This window comes from Mycobacterium sp. (genome assembly GCF_036490025.1).
Taxonomy (GTDB): Bacteria; Actinomycetota; Actinomycetes; order Mycobacteriales; family Mycobacteriaceae; genus Mycobacterium.
This window is the reverse complement of the sequence record NZ_DASXEP010000025.1, coordinates 1-20863: the sequence shown is the minus strand read 5'-3', so window position 1 is coordinate 20863 and position 20863 is coordinate 1. Positions and strand designations below refer to the sequence as shown.

General features: G+C 67.5%; 20 protein-coding genes. 6 read left to right on the top strand and 14 right to left on the bottom strand.

Features of this window, described 5'->3' with window-relative positions:
* Positions 1–2 precede the first annotated feature (2 nt).
* From egtE to VGG53_RS02780, 9 genes are all read right to left on the bottom strand, one after another.
* Complete coding sequence (gene egtE / locus VGG53_RS02820; protein WP_331516474.1) at positions 3–1139, bottom strand: ergothioneine biosynthesis PLP-dependent enzyme EgtE; 1137 nt, start codon at positions 1137–1139, stop codon at positions 3–5.
* Positions 1136–2101 (bottom strand): L-histidine N(alpha)-methyltransferase, encoded by a 966-nt coding sequence (egtD, locus tag VGG53_RS02815; protein WP_331516473.1) that lies wholly within the window; start codon positions 2099–2101, stop codon positions 1136–1138. The genes egtE and egtD overlap by 4 nt, the downstream gene beginning before the upstream one ends.
* Positions 2098–2799, bottom strand: coding sequence for an ergothioneine biosynthesis protein EgtC (gene egtC / locus VGG53_RS02810; protein WP_331516472.1), 702 nt, complete (start codon positions 2797–2799; stop codon positions 2098–2100). The genes egtD and egtC overlap by 4 nt, the downstream gene beginning before the upstream one ends.
* Complete coding sequence (egtB, locus tag VGG53_RS02805) at positions 2799–4103, bottom strand: ergothioneine biosynthesis protein EgtB (RefSeq protein WP_331516471.1); 1305 nt, start codon at positions 4101–4103, stop codon at positions 2799–2801. Before egtB ends, egtC begins: the two co-directional genes overlap by 1 nt.
* Complete coding sequence (gene egtA, locus VGG53_RS02800) at positions 4100–5386, bottom strand: ergothioneine biosynthesis glutamate--cysteine ligase EgtA (RefSeq protein WP_331516470.1); 1287 nt, start codon at positions 5384–5386, stop codon at positions 4100–4102. The genes egtB and egtA overlap by 4 nt, the downstream gene beginning before the upstream one ends.
* Before the next feature lie 118 nt (positions 5387–5504).
* Positions 5505–6140 carry a sensor domain-containing protein gene (locus tag VGG53_RS02795; RefSeq protein WP_414688867.1) on the bottom strand — a complete coding sequence of 212 codons (636 nt, stop codon included), beginning with the start codon at positions 6138–6140 and terminating at the stop codon, positions 5505–5507.
* Between the two features lie 11 nt (positions 6141–6151).
* Complete coding sequence (locus VGG53_RS02790; protein ID WP_331516469.1) at positions 6152–6583, bottom strand: hypothetical protein; 432 nt, start codon at positions 6581–6583, stop codon at positions 6152–6154.
* 90 nt (positions 6584–6673) lie between these two features.
* Positions 6674–6850, bottom strand: coding sequence for a hypothetical protein (locus tag VGG53_RS02785; protein WP_331516468.1), 177 nt, complete (start codon positions 6848–6850; stop codon positions 6674–6676).
* 116 nt (positions 6851–6966) lie between these two features.
* Positions 6967–7305 carry a hypothetical protein gene (locus tag VGG53_RS02780; RefSeq protein WP_331516467.1) on the bottom strand — a complete coding sequence of 113 codons (339 nt, stop codon included), beginning with the start codon at positions 7303–7305 and terminating at the stop codon, positions 6967–6969.
* A 137-nt stretch (positions 7306–7442) separates the two neighbouring features.
* Here VGG53_RS02780 and VGG53_RS02775 point away from each other — a divergent pair, with 137 nt between their 5' ends.
* Positions 7443–8297, top strand: a complete 855-nt coding sequence (locus VGG53_RS02775; RefSeq protein ID WP_331516466.1) for a mycofactocin-coupled SDR family oxidoreductase — start codon at positions 7443–7445, stop codon at positions 8295–8297.
* Positions 8298–8403: 106 nt separating this feature from the next.
* The gene (locus tag VGG53_RS02770) at positions 8404–11082 is read left to right on the top strand and encodes an adenylate/guanylate cyclase domain-containing protein (protein ID WP_331516465.1); all 2679 of its coding nucleotides are present in this window, start codon (positions 8404–8406) and stop codon (positions 11080–11082) included.
* 24 nt (positions 11083–11106) lie between these two features.
* Here VGG53_RS02770 and VGG53_RS02765 read toward each other — a convergent pair whose 3' ends face one another.
* The 3 genes from VGG53_RS02765 to VGG53_RS02755 form a co-directional block, all read right to left on the bottom strand.
* Positions 11107–12159: a DUF4185 domain-containing protein gene (locus VGG53_RS02765; RefSeq protein WP_414688866.1), complete on the bottom strand. Its 1053-nt coding sequence runs from the start codon at positions 12157–12159 to the stop codon at positions 11107–11109.
* Between the two features lie 103 nt (positions 12160–12262).
* Complete coding sequence (locus tag VGG53_RS02760) at positions 12263–13330, bottom strand: aspartate-semialdehyde dehydrogenase (RefSeq protein WP_414688864.1); 1068 nt, start codon at positions 13328–13330, stop codon at positions 12263–12265.
* On the bottom strand, positions 13311–14576 hold the full coding sequence (locus VGG53_RS02755) for an aspartate kinase (protein WP_331516462.1): 1266 nt from the start codon (positions 14574–14576) through the stop codon (positions 13311–13313). Before VGG53_RS02755 ends, VGG53_RS02760 begins: the two co-directional genes overlap by 20 nt.
* A 140-nt stretch (positions 14577–14716) precedes the next feature.
* On the opposite strand from VGG53_RS02755, the gene VGG53_RS02750 reads away from it, so the two are divergent.
* Both VGG53_RS02750 and leuA read left to right on the top strand, forming a co-directional pair.
* Positions 14717–15103, top strand: a complete 387-nt coding sequence (locus VGG53_RS02750; protein ID WP_331516461.1) for a hypothetical protein — start codon at positions 14717–14719, stop codon at positions 15101–15103.
* Between the two features lie 175 nt (positions 15104–15278).
* A complete protein-coding gene (gene leuA, locus VGG53_RS02745; protein ID WP_331516460.1) occupies positions 15279–17108 on the top strand; it encodes a 2-isopropylmalate synthase in 1830 nt (609 codons plus the stop codon).
* Positions 17109–17112: 4 nt separating this feature from the next.
* Here the strand turns inward: leuA and VGG53_RS02740 are convergent, their stop codons facing one another.
* Both VGG53_RS02740 and VGG53_RS02735 read right to left on the bottom strand, forming a co-directional pair.
* Positions 17113–17592, bottom strand: a complete 480-nt coding sequence (locus VGG53_RS02740) for a hypothetical protein (RefSeq protein ID WP_331516459.1) — start codon at positions 17590–17592, stop codon at positions 17113–17115.
* A gap of 53 nt (positions 17593–17645) precedes the next feature.
* Positions 17646–18629 carry a DEDDh family exonuclease gene (locus VGG53_RS02735; RefSeq protein WP_331516497.1) on the bottom strand — a complete coding sequence of 328 codons (984 nt, stop codon included), beginning with the start codon at positions 18627–18629 and terminating at the stop codon, positions 17646–17648.
* 94 nt (positions 18630–18723) lie between these two features.
* Here VGG53_RS02735 and VGG53_RS02730 point away from each other — a divergent pair, with 94 nt between their 5' ends.
* Both VGG53_RS02730 and VGG53_RS02725 read left to right on the top strand, forming a co-directional pair.
* Positions 18724–20004 (top strand): Mur ligase family protein, encoded by a 1281-nt coding sequence (locus VGG53_RS02730; RefSeq protein ID WP_331516458.1) that lies wholly within the window; start codon positions 18724–18726, stop codon positions 20002–20004.
* Positions 19997–20701 carry a type 1 glutamine amidotransferase gene (locus VGG53_RS02725; RefSeq protein ID WP_331516457.1) on the top strand — a complete coding sequence of 235 codons (705 nt, stop codon included), beginning with the start codon at positions 19997–19999 and terminating at the stop codon, positions 20699–20701. The genes VGG53_RS02730 and VGG53_RS02725 overlap by 8 nt, the downstream gene beginning before the upstream one ends.
* The last annotated feature ends 162 nt before the right edge of the window (positions 20702–20863 follow it).

The window sequence follows — 20863 nt, the reverse complement described above, 5'->3', positions numbered from 1 at the left end:
ACCTACACCGCCACCGTCGCCTCGGTGAGCGCCGCGGCGAAGGTGGTCAGGTCGTCGATTGTGGTGTCCACGTGCGGCGAGATCCGCAGCACCGGCCCTGTCAACTCCAGCGGTGCGCGCTCGATGCCGGCCGACGTGGTCACGATGCCACGTTCGGCGATGAGCCATACACGGATCTTCTGCGGGTCGGCGCCGTCGAGGGGGGCCAGCGTCGTGAGGGCGCTCGGCTCGTCGGCCGCCTCGACCACCCGCCACCGGGGTACCTCGGCAAGGACGGTCCGGCTCGCGAGGCCTACCTCCCTCAGTCGGGCCTGCACCGCGGCCGGCCCGCATGCGATGTGTTCGCCGATTGCCACCGAAAACCCCACTCGTGCAGCGATATTAGCCTCGCCGAGCTCGAGTCGTTGTGCGACCGACAGCGATGAGACCCATTCCGGCGGCGGTAGTCGCGGCCGCAGCCGCCGCAACAGCGCTGGACGTACCGCCAGCACACCGACGCCGCGCGGCCCGGCCATCCATTTGCGCGACGATGCATAGACCGCATCGACGCCGCCCACCGAGCAGTCCACCTGCCCGAGACCCTGGGCGGCGTCGACGATAAGCGGCAGTCCCAGGTCGTTGCACAGCCGTGCCAGCTGTTGCAGCGGTTGCACGACTCCGCGGTGGCTGGCCACCACGGTCAGGTGGACCAGCTCCGGCGGGTCGGCGGCCAGGCTGATCGCCGCCTCCTCGACGACGACACGGCCGTCGGCATCGGTGGGCAACGGCCGTCGGGCAAAGCCGTGCGCGGCCATCAAGGCAAGGTTGGGTCCGTATTCGCCCGGCACGCAGGCCAGCGTTCGGCCACCGGGCGGCCAGCTTGACAGCAGCAGGTCCAGCGCATGCTGCGACCCGGTGGTGAACACCACCTCTGCATCGGCCATGCCCGCAAGCGCGGCCACCGCGGCGCGGCCGGCGTCCAGGGCGGGTTTGGCCGCCTCGGCCGCGACATAGCCACCTACCTCGGCCTCGTGCCGCGCATGCCGGGCAGTCGCGTCGAGGACGCCGAAGCTTTGCCGGGAGCAGGCGGCGCTGTCCAGGTGCAGCCCGGCGACCGGCGGCCTTGCGGCCCGCCAGGTTTCGGCCAGGCCGGCCTTCATTTGACCGACAGCGACAACCCGAAATCGCCGGCGGCATCGGTCCACCACCGGGTGCGCCGCAGGCCTGCCCGAGCCAACTCGCCGTCCACCGCGTCGGCGCGGAATTTGCAGGACACCTCGGTGAGCAGCTGTTCGCCGGCGCTGAAGTCGACGGTCAGGTTCAACGCACCGATGCGCACCCGCTGCGCCCGCTCGGCCCGCAGCCACATTTCCATTCGCTCGTCGGCTGAGTTCCAGGTGGCGACGTGCCGGAAGCTGTCGACGTCGAAGTCGGCGTTGAGTTCTCGGTTGATGACCGCGAGCACGTTGCGGTTGAACTGCGCCGTCACCCCGGCGCTATCGTCATAGGCTCGAACGAGCCGGTCGGCGTCCTTGACCAGGTCGGTGCCCAAGAGCAAGCTGTCACCGGGCCGGAGCCCCGCGGCCAGTCCGGCCAGGAACTCCGCTCGTGCGTCCGGGGCGAGGTTCCCGATCGTCGAGCCCAGGAACACGAACAGCCGACGGCCACCGTTCGGAATTTTGCCCAGGTGCTCCTCGAAATCGCCACAGACAGCGGCGATTTCGATACCGGGATATTCGCGCTGTATAGCGGTCGCGGCGGCCGACAACATGCCGGCGTCGACATCGAACGGCACGAACCTGCGCAGTGCGCCGCCGTGATGCAGCGCGTCCAGCAGCACCCGGGTCTTCTCCGAAGTCCCGCTGCCCAATTCGACCAATGTGTCGGCGCCGGTGACAGACGCGATCTCGGCGGCGCGGTCCCGCAGGATCTCCGCCTCGGCACGGGTTGGGTAGTACTCCGGCAGCCGGGTGATCTGGTCGAACAGATCGCTGCCAACGGAGTCATAGAACCACTTGGGCGGCAACGACTTCGGGGCCTCTTGCAGCCCGGCGCGCACATCGCGGCACAGCGCCTCGTACGCGGAGTCCGCGGCCAGGTGGTTGGACAACGTCAGCGTCATCGATATCCCTTCGTTGGGTTCAGCGCGGTCAACGTCACATGTTCGGCGGTGACCTCTACGAGCTGGCGATCGGGGACGTCTTCCCAACCGGGATGGTCGTCGTAGGGCTCGCTGGCCAGCACCACGCCGTCGTCACGGCGCAGTATCGCCAGGGTGTCTCCCCAGGTGGTGGCAAGTAGTCGAGAACCGTTGGCCGCCAACATATTCAGTCGGGCATTCGGGTCGTCTGCACCCACCTCAGCGATGGTCTGCCCCAACTCGTCAAGACCGCGCGCGAATATCAGGGCGGCGAGAACCGCGCTGTCACAGGTTGACTCGGCAGCAGCACTGGCAGGAAGCACGTCCCGGTCGACGATTCCGTTGTGCGACAACAGCCACTGCCCATCGGTGAACGGCGCGGTCGCGCTGGCTTCGATGGGCATGCCGACGGTGGCCGAACGCACCGCCGCCAGCACGCAGCGACTGCGCAGCGCCGGTGCCACCGAATCGAACGAGACATCGCCCCACAGCGGTGCGGCACTGCGCCAGCGCCGCGGCGTCGCACCGTCGAAAAAGCCCACGCCCCAACCGTCGGCGTTCATCAGCCCGTGCTTTTGCCGACGCGGAGCGTACGACTGCACCCGCAGGCCGTGCGGCGGGTCGAGCACCAGCGAGGAGACCGAGGTTTCTCGTCCCAGCCAGCCCAGGTGGCGGCACATCAGCGGCGGCCCCCTGCGTCGCTGTCGACGGACCACACCAGCCGGACACCGGAGAAGATCTGCCGCCGGTACGGGTGGTCCCAGTTGCGAAAGCTGGGCCGCACGATGGCCGGCTCGACCGCCCACGCGCCGCCGCGCAGCACCCGGTAGTCGCCGCCGAAGAACGGCTGTGAATAGCGCTGGTAGATCATCGGCGTGAAGCCCGGCCACGGCTCGAGTGCGGAGCTGGTCCATTCCCAGACGTCGCCGAGCATCTGCTCGACACCGTAGGCCGACGCGCCGGACGGGTACGCGCCGACGGGCGCCGGCCGCAGCGCGCCGCCGCCGAGGTTGGCACGCGCCGGCGACGGCTCTTCGGCGCCCCAGGGGTAGCGCCGGCGCGCGCCCCGCTGCGGGTCCCACGCGCACGCCTTCTCCCATTCGCGTTCGGTGGGTAGCCGGGCTCCGGCCCATGCCGCGTAGGCCTCCGCCTCGAAATAGCTGACGTGCTGGACCGGCTCGTCGGCGGGGATGTCTTCGACCAGGCCGAACCGGGTGCGGGTGTGCCCGTCGGCGTTCCAGAACTGTGGCGCGGTCAGCTCCGCCGTTTGACGATGCTCCCAGCCCCGCGCCGACCACCATCGCGGCTGCGCGTAGCCGTCGTCGTCGATGAACTGCCGCCATTCGCCGTTGGTGACCGGCACCCGGCCGATGCGGAACGTCGGTATGTCAACCACGTGCGCCGGGCGTTCGTTGTCGAGCGAGAACGGCTCATCGGTTCTGTCGACGCCCAACACGAACGGGCCACCGGGTACCACGGTCGACGTCCCGGCAAGCCCGGCCCGACCCGGCGGCGGTGTGCGGGTTTCGAGCAGCAGCGGCCCACCGGTGCGCAGATTCAACGCCTGCAGCATCGTTTCGTCGTGCTGGTTCTCGTGGCTGACCACCAGCCCGTAGACGAAGTCCTGGCCCGGATCGTCGGGCAGCTGATCGAGCGCATCCAGCGACGCCGCCCGCACGGTGCGGCAATAGGTCCGCGCCTGGGCCGGGGACAGCAGCGGCAGGTCGGCGCGGTCGGCGCGGGAGTGCACGAAGGCGTCGTAGAGGTTTTCCACCGCATCGGACAGGAGTCCCGGCCGGTCCGGGTCACCGCCGCGCAACAGCCACAGTTCTTCCTGCTGGCCGATGTGCGCCAAGTCCCATACCAGCGGGCTCATCATCGGGTCGTATTGGCGACGGAGTTCGGCATCGTCGAAATCGACCAGCCGCAGCGTTCTTTCGCGTGCCCGGTGCAGATCGCGGACCAGCGCTTCGCGTGAGGTCACTGCTCCCCTAGCGCCAGCTCGGTCACGGTGGCGGCGATGCCGTTTTCGATCACCCGGTCGGAAATGTCGTCGGCCGGGCAACGGCCCCGCTCGACCGCCTCGACCAGGCGCTGCATCCCCTTGGAGAGTCCGGCGGGTGCGCATTCGGCCGCGAGGGCCACGCACCGATTGGCCGCGGTGAAGATTCGCGGATCGTTGAGCCCGATCCGGGCCGCGGTGTCCCAGGCCGTGGCGACGGGTTCGACCGCTTCCGCGGCGATGGCCGCGGCGACCGGATCGTCGAGCAGCGTCACCAGCGTGAAGACCACCGCCGGCCAGATCTCACGCGGCACGCTGTCCAGGTAGCGGATCTCCAGCCATTGCCGTGGACGCACCGGCGGGAACAGCGTGGTCAGGTGGTAGTCCAGGTCGTAGCGGTTTGGCCGGCGACCGCCAAGCAGCTCGCGGCCGTCGGCCCAATCGGCGAAGGGTACGCGGTGAGTGACCGGCACCGCAGCGCCTCCCGCGGGGGTGTGCACCAGCATCACCGGTGCCTTGAGCGCGTAACGCGCCCAGTCGGTACCGGGATCCTCGCCGCTGGCGGTAAGGATGGGCCCGCAGCGCGCCGAGTCGAGCTGACTCCACACCCGTTGCCGACTCGACCGCCAGCCGGAGAACCGACCGCTCAGCAGTGGCGAATTCGCGGCGATGGCCACCATCACGGGCCCGAGAGCATGCGCCAGCCGCACCCTGTCGGCCCACCCGGCTTGCGGCCCCGCATCGAGATTCACCTGGATCGACGCGGTCGACGTCATCATCGCCGCGCCCGCGACGCCGGTGTTGCTGGCTGTGAAGAACTGTTCCATCGCGCGATAACGCGGGCCCGGGTTGATCCGCTGGGCCGGCCGCAGCGGATCCGCGCCCAGCGCCACCAGGCCCAGCCCTGCGGCGTCGAAGGCTTTGCGCAGTACCGCCTGGTCATCGGCGACCGCTTCGATCGCGGCCGTCGCGCCGAGTAGCGGCGGGCCGGAGAGCTCCACTGCGCCACCGGGTTCGACGGTGACCACGCTGCCGCCAGGCATGGCCGGAAGCGACGCCAGGACCTCGGTGATCTCATCCCAGGTCGGGCGGCGATGCGGGTCGGCCGGGTCGTAGCAATGCGCTTCGATCTCCAGACCGACGCGCCCTACCGGGCCGTGCGCCAAACAGGTCTCCGCGATGTACTGCGCCGCAGCCGACGCGCCGGCAAGTTCACCGTCGGAAATACACGTGGGATCGACCTGCGACGCGACGGCAAAGGCCATGTTCCGATCCCTTCGGGCCCGGGCGGTCGCGGACCGCTGGTTGCGCGCGGCTATCCAACGATAGTCACAAGGTTCCATCTTCCAGACGGCACCGACATATTCCCGTCGGCTCCGGGCGTCATTGCCCCAGCGCGTTCTCCATGGCACCGGCCAGCACATTCACCGCCGGACCACCGTTCCCGGACTGACAGACTTTGGCTTGCAGCAGGACGTTTTCCCGGAGACGGGTCTGGGTGAAACATCGTCGGTCGGTTCCGGCTTCCTGCTTGGTCCACGCCGCATCGGCGGCAGCGGCCGGACCGCCGTCGAACGACCACACTTGCATCGTCCCGTTGTCCAGATGCATGGGCGTGGTCTGCCCGGCGCAACCCACCGTTCGGTCGACTACACGGTGAAACGCCGCGCCGGCGGCGCCGGCCGTGGCAAACACACCGACCGCCTGCTTGACGTAATGCGTCTGGTCGGTCGGCGAGGTCTGCGTGCTCGCCCCGTTGAACGACGCCAGATCGGGATCGTTGTAGACCTCCGGCAACCCGACGTCGGCCCAGTTGTTGCACACCGGGTTGTCGACGAAGTAGCCCTGGAACGGCTGGGTGAACAGCGATTCGTCGCGCATCGGCCCCCCGACGATGTTGCCGACCGAGCCTTTGCCAAGAACCGCGTAGCTCACCGCGCCGGGATCCGACGGCCGAGCCCAGGCGACCGGTACGGCGCAGGTGGCCGCGATGCAACCGACCGAGGCACCGATGGCGATCGCGGCCGGGGTTACGGCGTGAATGTCGGCGGCGGCTCCTCAGGACCGCCGTGGCCGCCGGGACCCGCGTGACCACCCGGGCCGCCGGGCCCGCCGGGCCCCATTCCCGGACCCCACGGACCGACCCAGGGCGGACCACCGGGGCCTGCCCCCGGCCCAAACGGTCCACCGGGGAACACCACCCACGGCGGGCCGTCGGGCGGTGGGGTGTCCGGACCGAACATGCCGTGATGGTGGTGGCGATAGGGCTGGCCGTGCCCGGCGAACCGGGCGCCGGCGAAGAAGACCACCGCCAGCACGAACACGATGCCCGCCACGATCACCACCCACGCCGCAGCGCGATAGAGACGGGAATGCCTGACCGAGTCGGTGGGCGCACCCGCGTAGGCGGGCGGAGGCGGGCCCGCAGGTGTCTGGGTCGGGGGTTCGGGTGCTTGGCTCATGTGTCGATCATGCCCAGGCACGGTCCGGGCATCAACCGAATGCCCGCGCGAATCGGGATGCGACACGCGTTTGCCCGGGCGACGGGTGCGCTAATACCAGAGCACCCACGCGAATTTCAGGATGACCACGGCAATGAGCGTGACTCCGGCAACGATGGCCACCCAGGCCGCTACCTGGTAAAGCCGGTCGGAGTGCGGGGTAGGGGCTGTCACCGGCACCGGCGCGGCGGGGTAGGGCGGGGTAGACGGCTGGGGTGTCTCGCTCATACCCCGCATCCTGCCTCAGGTCAGCGGTGTCCGCGACCGGTCCGTCGTCCTGACATGGGCCGGGAACGGGCAGCCCGGCGCCCCGTGGGGACGCCGGGCTGATAGGAAATTCCAGGCTACGGGTGCGCCGGAGCCAGCGACGGAGCGACGGACTCCGGCAGGTGCGACGGTCCCGGACCGCCGATCCCCTCGTGGAATTTGGCGCCCTGACCGTGGTGGTGCGGGCCTCCTTGACCCATCGAGTGGTGATGCCAGCCATGGTGATGGCATCCGTGATGCCCCAGGTGGGCGATTTTGAAGCCGGCAAAGAAGACGCTCAAGACGATGAACACAATGCCGGCCACGATCACGACCCAGGCCGCGAATCGGTAGAGCCAATAAGGTTTGACCGCCACGGCCGCCGGCTCAGTGGCGACTGTGGTCGGTGTTGTTGGGGTGTCAGGTGTTTCGCTCATACCTGAAATGATGCGGGGGCTACAGATAGGGTCCGCTGGGTACAACTTATGAAATACCTATGAGACGCGCCCGAATCGGTCCTGAACAGCGCGGCGCCCGCTGCTCGGGGCGGCGGGAAAGAGAGACTTGAGTAGTCATGGGTGGGCGAGTCGAAGGCAAAGTCGCTTTCATCACCGGGGCCGCACGCGGTCAGGGCCGAGCACATGCGGTGCGGTTGGCGCAAGAGGGCGCGGACATCATCGCCATCGATGTGTGTGCGCCGATCGAGGGATTCTTGAATCCGCCGTCCACATCGGAGGACTTGGCCCAAACCGCGGACCTGGTGCGGCGCCACAATCGCCGCGTAGTCACCGCCGAGATCGACGTGCGTGACTACGAAGCCCTCAAAGCAACAGTCGATAGCGGGGTTGAGCAGCTGGGCCGGCTGGACGTCATCGTGGCCAATGCAGGGATCAGCAACGCCGGCAGCGGCGACGGCGACACACTCGATAAAGTCAGCGAAAAAGACTGGCAGGACATGGTCGACGTGAACCTCTCAGGCGTGTGGAAGACCGTGAAAGCCGGTGTGCCTCATATGTTGTCGGGCGGCCGCGGGGGCTCGATCGTGCTGACGAGCTCGGTCAACGGGTTCAAGGCCTACACCTTTCCCCGTCTCGGTCACTACGTGGCGACCAAACATGGTGTCGTCGGACTTATGCGGGCGTTCGCGGTCGAACTGGGCCAGCACATGGTCCGCGTCAACTCGGTGCATCCCACATTTGTGAACACTCCGATGGTGTTGAACGAGGGCCTCTATAAGTTGGTTCGCCCCGACCTGGAGAATCCTGGGCCCGAGGATTTAGCCCCGTTTTGCCAGACGTTTCACACGCTGCCGATCCCGTGGGTGGAGGCGCAGGACATCAGCAACGCGGTGCTGTTCCTGGCGTCCGACGAAGCCCGCTTCATCACCGGGGTCGCTCTGCCGATCGACGCGGGCAGCTGCCTGAAGTAGCTGCGTTTGGAACCGATCTCACGAGCGAGGTGCCGACGCGCGTTCGGGAGACCGGATTTCGCCGATGTGCGAAGTAGAGGGGTATCGGTTGTGAGATTCTGCGGGAGTGTCCGCTGATCAGACGGTGCCCCCGTCGGGAGTGGTGACGTTTCTGCTTACCGACGTCGAGGGTTCGACCCGTCGGTGGGAGGCCGATGCCCAGGCGATGCGGGCGGCGCTGGCGGCACATGACGCAGTATTGCGTGCGGCGATCGAGTCGCACGGGGGCTGGTTGTTTAAGCACACCGGCGACGGCGTGTGCGCGGCATTCGCCTCGCCCAAGTCCGCGGTTGACGCCGCGGTGGCCGCGCAGCGCAAGCTGGAGTTGCCGGTGCGGATGGGGCTGGCGACCGGCGAGGCCGAGCTGCGCGAAGGCGACTATTTCGGAACGGTTTTGAATCGGGCCGCACGTGTGATGGCCGCCGGTCACGGCGGGCAAATCCTGTTGGCAGACTCAACAGCCGGGCTACTGAGCGGAGTCGATCTCGTCGATCTCGGGCCGCGGCGATTGCGGGATCTGCCGATGCCGGTTGGGGTGTTGCAGGTCCAAGCGGAGGGCCTGCGCACGGATTTTCCATCCTTGCGCGCCCTGGATGCCAGTCCGGGAAATCTGCGCCCGGTGCCCACGAGCTTCATCGGAAGGGAGTCTGAGGCCGGCGAGGTGCAAGCGGCGGTCAAGGCGCATCGATTGGTGACGTTGACCGGGGTGGGCGGGGTCGGCAAAACCCGACTGGCGCTCGAAGTGGCCGGGCGGCTGGTCGACGAATTCCCGGACGGTATCTGGGTTTTCGAATTGGCCACCGTCGCCGATCCGACGGCCGTGTCCGACGCGGTTGCATCGGTGCTGGGCATCACCCAGCAACCGGGAAACTCGGTGAGCGAGTCGGTAGCCGCCGCGTTGGAGGGCAGGGTGCGGCTGTTGGTGTTCGATAACTGCGAACACGTGCTCGACGCCGCCGCAGATCTGATCGAGGCCATCCTCGCGGCGTCAATAACGACCAAAATTATGGCTACCAGCCGTGAAGGACTCGGTATCAACGACGAGCAGCTGTGGCCGGTGCCCTCTCTGGGTGTCGGGGCAGGCGTTGACTCGGCCGCGGTGGCCTTGTTTGTCGAACGCGCGCAGCATGTTTCACCGCGCTTCACCGTAGCCGACGATGGCGAGGTGGCCGCGGTGGTGGAGATCTGCCGCCGCCTAGACGGGATCCCGCTAGCCATCGAACTGGCCGCCTCGCGGATGGCTGCGATGACCGCCAGCGAGGTGCGCGATCGGCTCGATCAGCGGTTCCGGCTGCTGGTGGGCTCGCGGCGCGCTCTGGAGCGCCACCACACCCTGCGCCACGCCGTCGCGTGGTCCTATGACCTCCTCGACGACACGGAGAAGGCGCTGCTAGATCGTTGTTCGGTGTTCGCGGGTGGATTCGACCTGCAAAGTGCCTGTGCCGTAGCAGGATTCGCCGACGCCGATGACTTCGCCACCCTGGATCTGCTGGATACGCTGGTACGCAAGTCGCTGCTGGCCGCCGACCGGTCGGCCGGACGCACCCGGTATTCGATGCTGGAGACCATCCGCCAGTTCGCCGAGGAACAACTCGTCGCTCGCGGCGAAGCATCCGAGATTCGGGCCGCCCACTCGCGGTACTTCGCTGGACGGGAAACTGACATCCTGGCCCTGTGGGACGGCCCCCGCCAGCGTGAGGCCTACGACTGGTTCAGCACCGAGCTGGCCAACCTGCGCACCGCATTCCGTTGGGCCACCGACCACGGCGATCTGGACGTCGCCGCCTCGATTGCAACATATGCGGCATGGCTCGGCTATCTGACCGAGAATTACGAACCGATCGCGTGGGCCGAGGAGGTCATCGAGCCGGCACGCGCCGTCGACCACCCCCTGCTCACGGCCCTGTATGTGATGGCGTCGAACTGCTACATGGCCGGACGGATCGAACCGGCCATTCGGTACACCGAGGCCGCCCAGGAGGCGATCAGCGGTGGACGCGACCACATCCCGTACGGCGCCGACGGACTCGTTGGCGCTCCCTACGTTGCCGGCGGCCAGCCGGAACGGTGGGCGAGTCGGTGTCGCGCTCAGCTCGCACGCGGTTCGGACGCCCAGGCGTACACCACGTCGTGCCTGGTCATGGCACTGGATGCGGTCGGTTCCTTTGACCAGGCGATCGAGGCCGCGAACGGTCTGATCGATGCCGCCGAAGCGACCGGCAACCCGTATGTGATCGCATCCGCGCTGCACTCCTACGGCTGGGCCGTCCACGACGCCGATCCCTCCGGGTCACTCGCTGCCCTGCGCCGGGGCATCTCGATCGCCCACGACAGCGGCAACCGCGCCACCGTTACACACCTTTCGGCCAATATGTGCCTGGTCCAAGCGGAACATGGTGAGGCGCTGTCCTTCTTCGATTACGTCACCGTGGCCATCGGCAACTATCACGACTCGGGCAACACCTACATGTTCCGCGCCCCCTTCGGTTTACTCGCCGCGGTTTTCTACCGGCTCGGACGATACGAGCCGGCGGCGACCTTCGCCGGGTTCGCCACCGCATTTCCCGTCGCCTCCGCCCTGGCAACGTACGTCACCGCAATGACGCACCTTCGCAGTCTGCTCGGTGAGGCGACCTACGAATCGCTGGCCCGCAAGGGTGAGGCGCTGACCATCGCCGAGATGGTGACCTATGCCTACGACCAGATCGACCAGGCCCGAGCAGAACTCAAGGTGATGCCGACATAGCCAGGGGCATCTGCTGATTGGAGATCAGGGCTCCGACCAGGGCTTGAACGGGTTGACCGCGAACTGGATGACCCGATACGGCGAACGCGCCCGCGGATCGCTGTTGTGCCACTGGCTGACGAACACCCGCAACTCGTCCAGCGTCGAACCCGGCGAGATGTACCCGCCGTAGGGCTGGGCCAGCCGGTTGTCGTGCGGCGGCGGAAGGCTTTCCGCGGGCTCGGGCCACTCGTCGTGCTGGACGACCGTGGTGACCGGCGCGGTGCTCAGCGAGATCGGGTCGTCGGCCACCCGAACCTCCATGTTTCCGGTGCTGGAGTTGAAATAAGAGAGCACCGCCTTGCCGTCGATCTGGGTGAAGCTGATCTCACCAACCATATCGCCCCACAACGGTATTGGTGGTTTCCCCCAGCCGCCGTCGGGGCCCGGCGCCCAGCCCTGCCACCGGGACCGATCGCCGAAGTTCTCGGGCGCGACGCGATAGAGCACCGCCGGCTGACTGCGGTCGAAGTTGTCGGCGACGACGTACACCCAGCCGGTCTGCGACTCCGCGGTCGGTATCGGGTCGTAGTAGCCGCTGATCTGCGACTGCTGGCCGCCCGCATAATCGGCGTTACGGACCGATCCCGGAATCGTCTGCCAAAGCCCTTGTGTCGGATCGGCTTTGACGAGTCTTGAACTCTGCGGCGCCAGATCTTTGGTGGTAGTGACCAGCAAGTAGTTCTGCCGGTTGATCCGCACGACGCCGGCCGGCAGTTGCGAATCACCCGACGGCGTCGGATCGGCCAGCAGCGGCTCGCTGACGCCGGTGACCCCGGTGTATTTCACACCGTCGGGATCGTCGACCGACGACGTGTCGACCCGCAACGCGATCGGCGAGTAGTAGCCGCCGAAGCCGACTCCCTGACCGGCGAAGCTGTCTCCGCAGACCTGCATCACCTGGGTCGGGAACTCCATGAACACGCATAGGTCGGTGGCTCCGATGCCGTAGTCGCGGGTGGGCGTGCCGGTGCCCGCCGTCGGACCGATCCGGATCACCTCACCGGGCGCCAGCGGCTGCAGGACCGGCTGCGGCATCGGCGCCGGCGGGTCGGCGTATGCGGGCGAAAACCCCTGCCGGGCAAGCAAACCAGCGATCAGTGACGCACGCGCGATCCGGCCGGCAGCGCTCACCCGCGCGTCACAGTTCAGCGGCGAGGAGCTCGGCGATCTGAATAGTGTTCAATGCCGCGCCTTTGCGCAGATTGTCGCCCGAGACGAACAGCGCCAGTCCGCGACCGTCGGGCACACCGGGGTCGCGCCGGATCCGGCCGACGAGGGATTCGTCGACACCGGCGGCGGCCAACGGCGTCGGCACGTCAACCAGCTTCACCCCTGGGGCGCCGGCCAGGATCTCGCGGGCGCGTTCGGGCGAAAGTGCTTGGGCGAACTCGGCATTGATCGACAGCGAGTGGCCGGTGAATACCGGGACCCGCACGCAGGTACCGCTGACCAACAACTCCGGAATGCCCAGAATTTTGCGACTCTCGTTGCGCAGCTTCTGGTCTTCGTCGGTTTCGCCGGAGTCGTCGTCGACCAGGTTGCCGGCCAGCGGCACCACGTTGAACGCGATCGGCGCGACGTATGCCTTCGGCGCCGGGAACTCCAGCGCGCTACCGTCCTGGACCAACTGCTCGGCGTTGTCGATGACGGCTCGAGCCTGATCGGCCAGCTCGGCCACCCCGGCCAGGCCGGTGCCGGACACGGCTTGATAGCTCGACACCACCAGACGCACCAGTTGCGCCTCGTCGTGTAGCACCTTGAGCACCGGCATCGCGGCCATCGTCGTGCAGTTCGGGTTGGCGATGATGCCCTTCGGCCGGCGATGCGCGTCACGCGCGAAGTTCACCTCGGAGACGACGAGCGGCACGTCGGGGTCCTTGCGCCATGCCGACGAATTGTCGATCACCGTCACCCCGGCCGCGGCGAACCGCGGCGCCTGAACTCGCGACATCGTCGCGCCCGCGGAGAACACCGCGATGTCCAGACCGGCCGGGTCGGCGGTCGCGGAATCCTCGACTTCGATTTCCTGGCCGCGGAACTCCAACTTGCGGCCCTGCGAACGTGCCGACGCGAAAAACCGCACGCTGGTCGCCGGAAAGTCGCGCTCATCCAGCAACCTGCGCATCACCTGGCCCACCTGGCCGGTGGCACCCACTACACCGATGGATAAACCGGTTGCGCCCACGTTATCGTCCTGTCCCCGCATACACTGTGGCCTCTTCAGAGCCGCCGAGGCCGAATGCTTCGTGTAACGCGACAACGGCCTTGTCTAGTTCAGTGTCGCGGCACAGCACCGAGATCCTGATCTCCGAGGTGGAGATCAGATCGATGTTGACCCCGACTTGCGCCAGCGCCTCGCAGAACGTGGCGGTGACCCCGGGATGGCTGCGCATCCCGGCGCCGATCAGCGACACCTTCCCGATGTGATCGTCGTAAAGCACTTGGCTGAAACCGATTTCGTCCTTGAGTGCATCCAGCTTCTCCACCGCGGCCGGACCGCTGTCGCGGGGGCAGGTGAAGGTGATGTCGGTCTTGCCATTCTCGATCTTGGAGACGTTTTGCAGCACCATGTCGATGTTGACATCGGCATCGGCGACCGCACGAAAGATCTTGGCGGCGTAGCCAGGATGGTCGGGGATGCCGACGACGGTCACCTTGGCCTCGCTGCGGTCGTGTGCGACGCCGGTCAGAATGGGCTCTTCCATGGGTATGTCCTTGATCGATCCGGTGACGACGGTGCCCGGCCGGTCCGAGTACGACGAGCGGACGTGCACCGGAATGTTGTAGCGGCGGGCGTATTCCACACAGCGAAGCATCAGCACCTTGGCGCCGCAGGCCGCCATCTCGAGCATCTCCTCGAAGGTGACGGTGTCCAGGCGTCGGGCGTTGGCGACGATCCGCGGGTCGGCGCTGAAGATCCCGTCCACATCGGTGTAGATCTCGCAGACGTCAGCGTCCAATGCTGCGGCCAGCGCCACCGCGGTGGTGTCCGAGCCGCCGCGGCCCAGCGTGGTGACGTCGCGGGTGTCCTGGCTGACGCCCTGGAATCCGGCGACCAGCACGATCCGCCCCTCGTCGAGCGCGGACTGCAGCCGCGCCGGGGTGACGTCGATGATCTTGGCCTTGCCGTGGGTGCCGGTGGTGATGACGCCGGCTTGCGAGCCGGTGAAGGAGCGCGCCTGAGCCCCGAGCGATTCGATGGCCATCGCGACCAGCGCGTTGGAGATCCGCTCGCCGGCGGTCAGCAGCATGTCCAGCTCGCGGGCCGGCGGGGCCGGGCACACCTGCTGAGCGAGATCCAGCAGGTTGTCGGTGGTGTCACCCATCGCCGAGACGACCACGACGACGTCGTTACCCTGTTTTTTGGTCTCGACGATGCGTTCGGCGACCCGGCGGATCCGGTCGGCGTCGGCCACCGACGATCCGCCGTACTTCTGCACGACGAGCGCCACTGTTGCCCTTTCCCGGTCCGCTCCAGCCTGTCTTGAGGTCGACAAACAGAATACGTGGGATACGCGGGTGACATTTACCCGCCGCTTTGCCGCATTTGATATGCAGAGGTGCCGAAACAGGGCGACGAGAGGTGGAAACGATGGCTGGTAGCGGGGTGCTGTGGGGCGACGAGCCCGACGAGCACGACTACCCGGCAGCCGCCGACTATCTGGCCCTGCTCGCGACGACTGCGCAGATCAGCGAGATCGTGGCGGCACTCAAGCAAGCCCCGGTCGTGCACAAAAAGGCCAAAGATCTGCTGCGCGCATCGCGCCTGGCGCTGCTGCCGGAAGACAACCCGCACGTGAGCGCGGATCTGAAGAAAATCAAGAAGGGCAAGCGTCTGTCGCCCATCCTGGCCGTCCGCGGCGATCTCAACACCGGGGTGGCGATGCAGATCGCCGACGGCTACCACCGGGTCTGCGCGAGCTACCACACCGACGAGAACACCGACATCCCGGTCCGGATCGTCCCGGCCACCAACTAGCGAGCTGGGTTTTGGGCAACCCCGCAGGCGCGGTACAGTACTCAACGTGCAGCGGGTGCTCCTTCTCGGACGCCGCGACGGGGTCTGATCCAGGCCGGCTTCCCGTCGCGGGTGTTCGCGATGCGCCGGTCGCCGCCTCGCATGGGCGCCCTTCTGAAATCCCGGAGCAATCACCGTGACCAGCTATTCCAAACCGTCGGGCGACTACCCCGATGCATTCACCTCCAGCCGGACGATTACCAAACCGGCGGGCCCGCCCAACGACGGCCAGCCCGCATGGAACACCCAGCGCGGGTCGTCGATGCCGGTCGGCCGGTACCGCTCATTCGCCGACGAGGTCGAGCCGATCCGGCTGGCCGATCGCACCTGGCCCGAGCGGGTCATCCGAAGCGCCCCGCTGTGGTGCGCGGTCGACCTGCGCGACGGTAACCAGGCGCTGATCGACCCGATGAGCCCGGCGCGCAAGCGCCGCATGTTCGACCTGCTGGTGCGGATGGGCTACAAGGAGATCGAGGTCGGATTCCCGTCGGCCAGCCAAACCGACTTCGACTTCGTTCGCGAAATCGTCACCGAGGGCACGATTCCCGACGACGTGACCATCCAGGTACTGACCCAGTGCCGGCCCGAGCTGATCGAGCGGACGTTCGTGGCGTGTGCGGGTGTGCACCGGGCGATCGTGCACTTCTACAACTCGACGTCAATCCTGCAGCGCCGCGTGGTGTTTCGCGCCGACCGGGCTGCCGTACAGGCGATCGCCACCGACGGTGCCCGCAAGTGCGTCGAGGAGGCCGCCAAGTACCCGGGCACGCAGTGGCGTTTCGAGTACTCCCCGGAGTCCTACACCGGCACCGAACTCGAATACGCCAAGCAGGTGTGCGACGCGGTCGGTGACATCATCAAGCCGACACCGGACAACCCGATCATCTTCAACCTGCCGGCCACCGTCGAGATGGCCACGCCGAACGTCTACGCCGATTCGATCGAGTGGATGAGCCGCAACCTGGCCCGGCGCGACTCGGTCATCCTGAGTCTGCATCCGCACAACGACCGTGGAACTGCCGTCGCCGCAGCCGAATTGGGCTACCAGGCCGGCGCCGACCGGATCGAGGGCTGCCTGTTCGGCAACGGTGAACGCACCGGAAACGTCTGCCTGGTGACGTTGGGGCTCAACCAGTTCTCCCGCGGCGTCGATCCGCAGATCGATTTCTCCAACATCGACGAGATTCGTCGCACCGTCGAGTACTGCAACCAGCTGCCGGTGCCCGAGCGCCACCCCTATGGCGGCGATCTGGTGTACACCGCGTTCTCCGGCAGCCACCAGGACGCAATCAACAAGGGCCTGGACGCGATGAAAGTCGCTGCGGACGAAGCGGATTCGGATGTCGACGAGATGCTCTGGCAGGTCCCGTATCTGCCGATCGACCCGCGCGACGTGGGCCGCACCTACGAGGCGGTGATCCGGGTCAACTCACAGTCCGGCAAGGGCGGGGTGGCTTACATCATGAAGGCCGACCACGGCCTGGCGCTGCCGCGGCGGCTGCAGATCGAGTTCTCCGGAGTGATCCAAACGATTGCAGAGGGCACAGCCGGCGAAGGCGGCGAGGTCAGCTCCAAGGAAATGTGGGACGCGTTCAACGACGAGTACCTGGCACCGATCCGGCCGCTGGAACGGATGAAGCAGCGGGTCGACGCCTCCGAAGAAGACAGCGGCGTCACCCGGATCGCCGCGACGGTCAAGGTCGACGGTGTCGAGACCGAGATCAGCGGCTCGGGCAATGGGCCTGTCGCCGCGTTCGTCGACGCGCTGGCAACTATCGGCTTCGACGTGGCCGTGCTGGACTACTCCGAGCACGCAATGAGCGGCGGCGAGGACGCCCAGGCCGCGGCGTATGTCGAGGCGTCCGTTGGCGGCAAGACGGTGTGGGGTGTCGGTATCGCGCCGTCGATCACCACGGCGTCGCTGCGCGCCGTGGTGTCGGCGGTCAACAGGGCCGCACGGACCTGAGGCGTCAAGCCGAGATCTTGGCCAACAGCATTGCGGCCAAGGTCTGGGCCTGCACGCAGGTGCCGGCGCCGACAATCAGATAGATCCACCCCTTGAGCACGTCAACGGTCGCGGGCGGCGCCACAAAACAGAACGCCTGGTCACCCAGACCCGGGATGTTCTGGACCTCGCCGGCGGACTGCTTGTTGGCGAGGAACCCTTTGGACTGCGAATCAAAGCACTCCTTGTCGGGGGGTTTGTCGTCGATGCAGTACTCGTTGTTGCGGTACAGCTTGAAGCTGACGTCGTTGCCCGCCGTCGGGATCGACGTGCATTGCGCTTCGCTGGGAGACTGGCTGCCTTCGGCCGCAGGAAACGCGCTGCCCATCACTCGACTGATCTCGGCTGCGCTGAGCAAGCTGCAGAAATTCTCCGGAACGTGCACGCCGCCGGGCTTGGCCGATGAGCCGGTGTCGCCGTTGTGTGAGCATCCACTCGTCGCCAAGACCGCAGCCGCGACTGCGACCCACGTCCGCCGTGACGACACGCGCCGGGCAATCAAAACAGCGCGAACTGTTCGCCCGCGCACGCCACGTCGACTATGTCGTCGGCACCCGTGCCGTCGACCACGGCCCCGATGCAATCCATGAACTTCGCGTCGGAAACCAGCGGCACGCCGAGCTGGTCAGCCAGCCGGCCCTTGCCCTGGGCCGGGCGGTGTTCGTTGCAGATCACCAGCGACGTTTCTTGGTCGACCAGGTCGGCATAGGCCAGTCCGGCGTGCAGGATCCGCTCGACCAGTTCTTCGTGGGTCCGCTGCACCTCGGCCGCCAGCGCGATCCGCATGCCCTGCACCAACGGTCCGCCGCGAACCCAGGGGCCAGGATTGCGGTACGGGCACCGCATCCGGGAGGCCAGCACTTTCAGCGGTCTCAGCTCGTCGTGGGTGACCCTGCCGCTGGGCCAGTGCCGGCGGGTGACCGGTCGCACCGGCAGCCAGACGTCGCGTTCGCGGGCCCGCTGCAACGCGGCCGCCAGCACGTTGGTCAGCACGACCGCGTCATCGAAGGCGTCGTGTGCCCGCCGCTGCGTCACGCCCCAGTGCGCGGCCAGCGTCTCCAACCGCATGTTGTCGATACCGAGTTCCAGCCGTCGAGCCAGCTCCACCGTGCACATGACGCTGTCGATCGGCAGCTCGACGTCGGCCATCTCGGCCTCCGCAGTCAAGAACCCGTAGTCGAAGGCGACGTTGTGGGCGACCAGCGTGCGTCCGCGCACGAGGTCGACGACGTCGCCGACGATGTCGCTGAATTGCGGCTGATCCTCGAGCATCTCCGTGGTCAGCCCGTGGATGTGGGTAGGTCCGGGATCGACCCCCGGATTGAGCAGGCTGACCACGGACTGTTCGACGTGCCCTTCGGCGTCGAGTGCGAGCACCGCAAGGCTGATGACGCGGGCGCTGCCGGGCCGGAAACCGGAGGTCTCGACGTCGATGACGGCCCAGCCGGTCTCAGGCTCAGTGGACGGCCGACCCCACGGCATCGTGGTCGAGGTGTCCCGCATGAAGCGAGGATTTCACGCCGAGCCGACATCGCCGGGTCGCTGCGTGTCGTGTCGTGCAGATAACCTTCCTCGGGTGATCTCCGCCCGAGGACGACTCGCCCTGGCCGCCGGAGCCGGCGCGCGATGGGCCTCGCGGGTGACCGGCCGGGGGGCCGGCGCGATGATCGGCGGCCTGGTGGCGATGACCCTGGATCGGTCGATTCTGAGCCAGCTCGGGACGGGTCGGCGCACGGTCGTCGTCACCGGCACCAACGGCAAATCGACGACGACCCGGATGACCGCGGCGGCCCTGCGCACGCTGGGCGGCGTGGCCACCAACACCGAGGGCGCGAACATGGACGCCGGTCTGGTTGCGGCGCTGGCCGCTGACCGCGACGCGGCGCTTGCGGTTCTCGAGGTCGACGAAATGCACGTGCCGCACGTGGCAGACGCCGTCGAGCCTTCGGTCGTCATCCTGCTCAACCTGTCCCGCGACCAGCTGGATCGCGTCGGTGAGATCAACGTGATCGAGCGCAGACTGCGGGCCGGGCTGGCCGTACACCCGTACGTGGCCGTCGTCGCCAACTGCGACGACGTGCTGATGACCTCGGCCGCCTACGACCACACCAACGTGGTCTGGGTGGCCGCCGGCGGCAGCTGGGCGGCCGACTCGGTCAGCTGCCCGCGCAGCGGCGAGGTGATCGTCCGCGACCAGGGCCACTGGTATTCCACCGGGGCCGACTTCAAACGGCCCAGCCCGCAGTGGTGGTTCGACAAGGACACGCTCTACGGCCCGGACGGCCTGGCGCTGCCGATGCGTCTGGCGCTGCCCGGCGCGGTGAACCGGGGCAACGCCGCCCAGGCGGTGGCGGCCGCCGTCGCGCTGGGCGCCGATCCGGTCGCCGCGGTGGCCGCGGTGTCCGGCGTGGACGAGGTCGCCGGGCGATACCGGACCATCCAGGTCGACGGGCACACCGTGCGAATGCTGTTGGCCAAGAACCCGGCCGGCTGGCAGGAAGCACTGTCGATGGTGAACAAGGATGCGTCCGGGGTGGTGATCGCAGTCAACGGACAGGTGCCCGACGGCGAGGACCTGTCCTGGCTGTGGGATGTTCGCTTCGAGCATCTCGCCGGTGAGCCTCGTGAGGCACGAGGGGAATCCGGCGAGCAACAGCACCGCGAGAACGCCGCCGTCGTGGCGGCCGGCGAACGCGGCACCGACCTCGCGGTGCGGCTCGGATACGCCGACGTACAGCACACCCTGGTGCACGACACGGTGGCCGCGATCGCGTCGTGCCCGCCCGGACCCGTCGAGGTGGTTGCCAACTACACCGCGTTCCTGCAGTTGCAACGTCGATTAGCCCGTCATGGCTGAGTCGGCGGTGCGGATCGGGTTGGTGCTGCCGGACGTGATGGGCACCTACGGCGACGGCGGCAATGCGGCGGTGCTGCGGCAACGCCTGCGGCTGCGGGGCATCGCCGCGGAGATCGTCGAGATCACGCTGGCCGATGCGGTGCCCGACAGCCTCGACCTGTACACGCTGGGCGGGGCCGAGGACTATGCGCAGCGGCTGGCCACCAAGCACCTGATCCAGTACCCGGGTCTGCAGCGGGCTGCCGGCCGCGGCGCACCGGTGCTGGCGATCTGCGCGGCCATCCAGGTGCTCGGCCAGTGGTACGAGACGTCGGCGGGTGAACGAGTCGACGGCGTGGGAATGCTCGACCTGACCACCGCGCCGCAGTCGGCGCGCACGATCGGCGAGCTCGTCACCGCGCCGCGGCTGATCGGGTTGACCGCGCCGTTGACCGGCTTCGAAAACCACCGCGGCGGAACAGTTCTCGGTGATGCCGCGTCACCGCTCGGCGCGGTGGAGAAGGGCGCGGGCAACCGCGCCGGCGACGGCATCGACGGTGCGGTGCAGGGCAGCGTGTTCGCGACATACATGCATGGGCCGTGTTTGGCCCGCAATCCCGAGTTCGCCGACCTGCTGCTGAGCAAGGTGGTGGGCGAGATGGCGCCGCTGGATCTGCCCGAAGTGGAATTGCTGCGCCGCGAGCGGCTGCGGGCCTAGCGCTCGCCGCAGGGGCTCTCCTTTTTCGTTTTGTGACCACATGCGATATCACGGCGTCATTCGCCGGGCCGGTGATATCGCCGGTGGTGTCGATTTGCGACAACGCCTATTGGGCCGGTCTCGGTGCCAGAGTTGCCGGTGTGACTGAAACCCGCGTCAGAC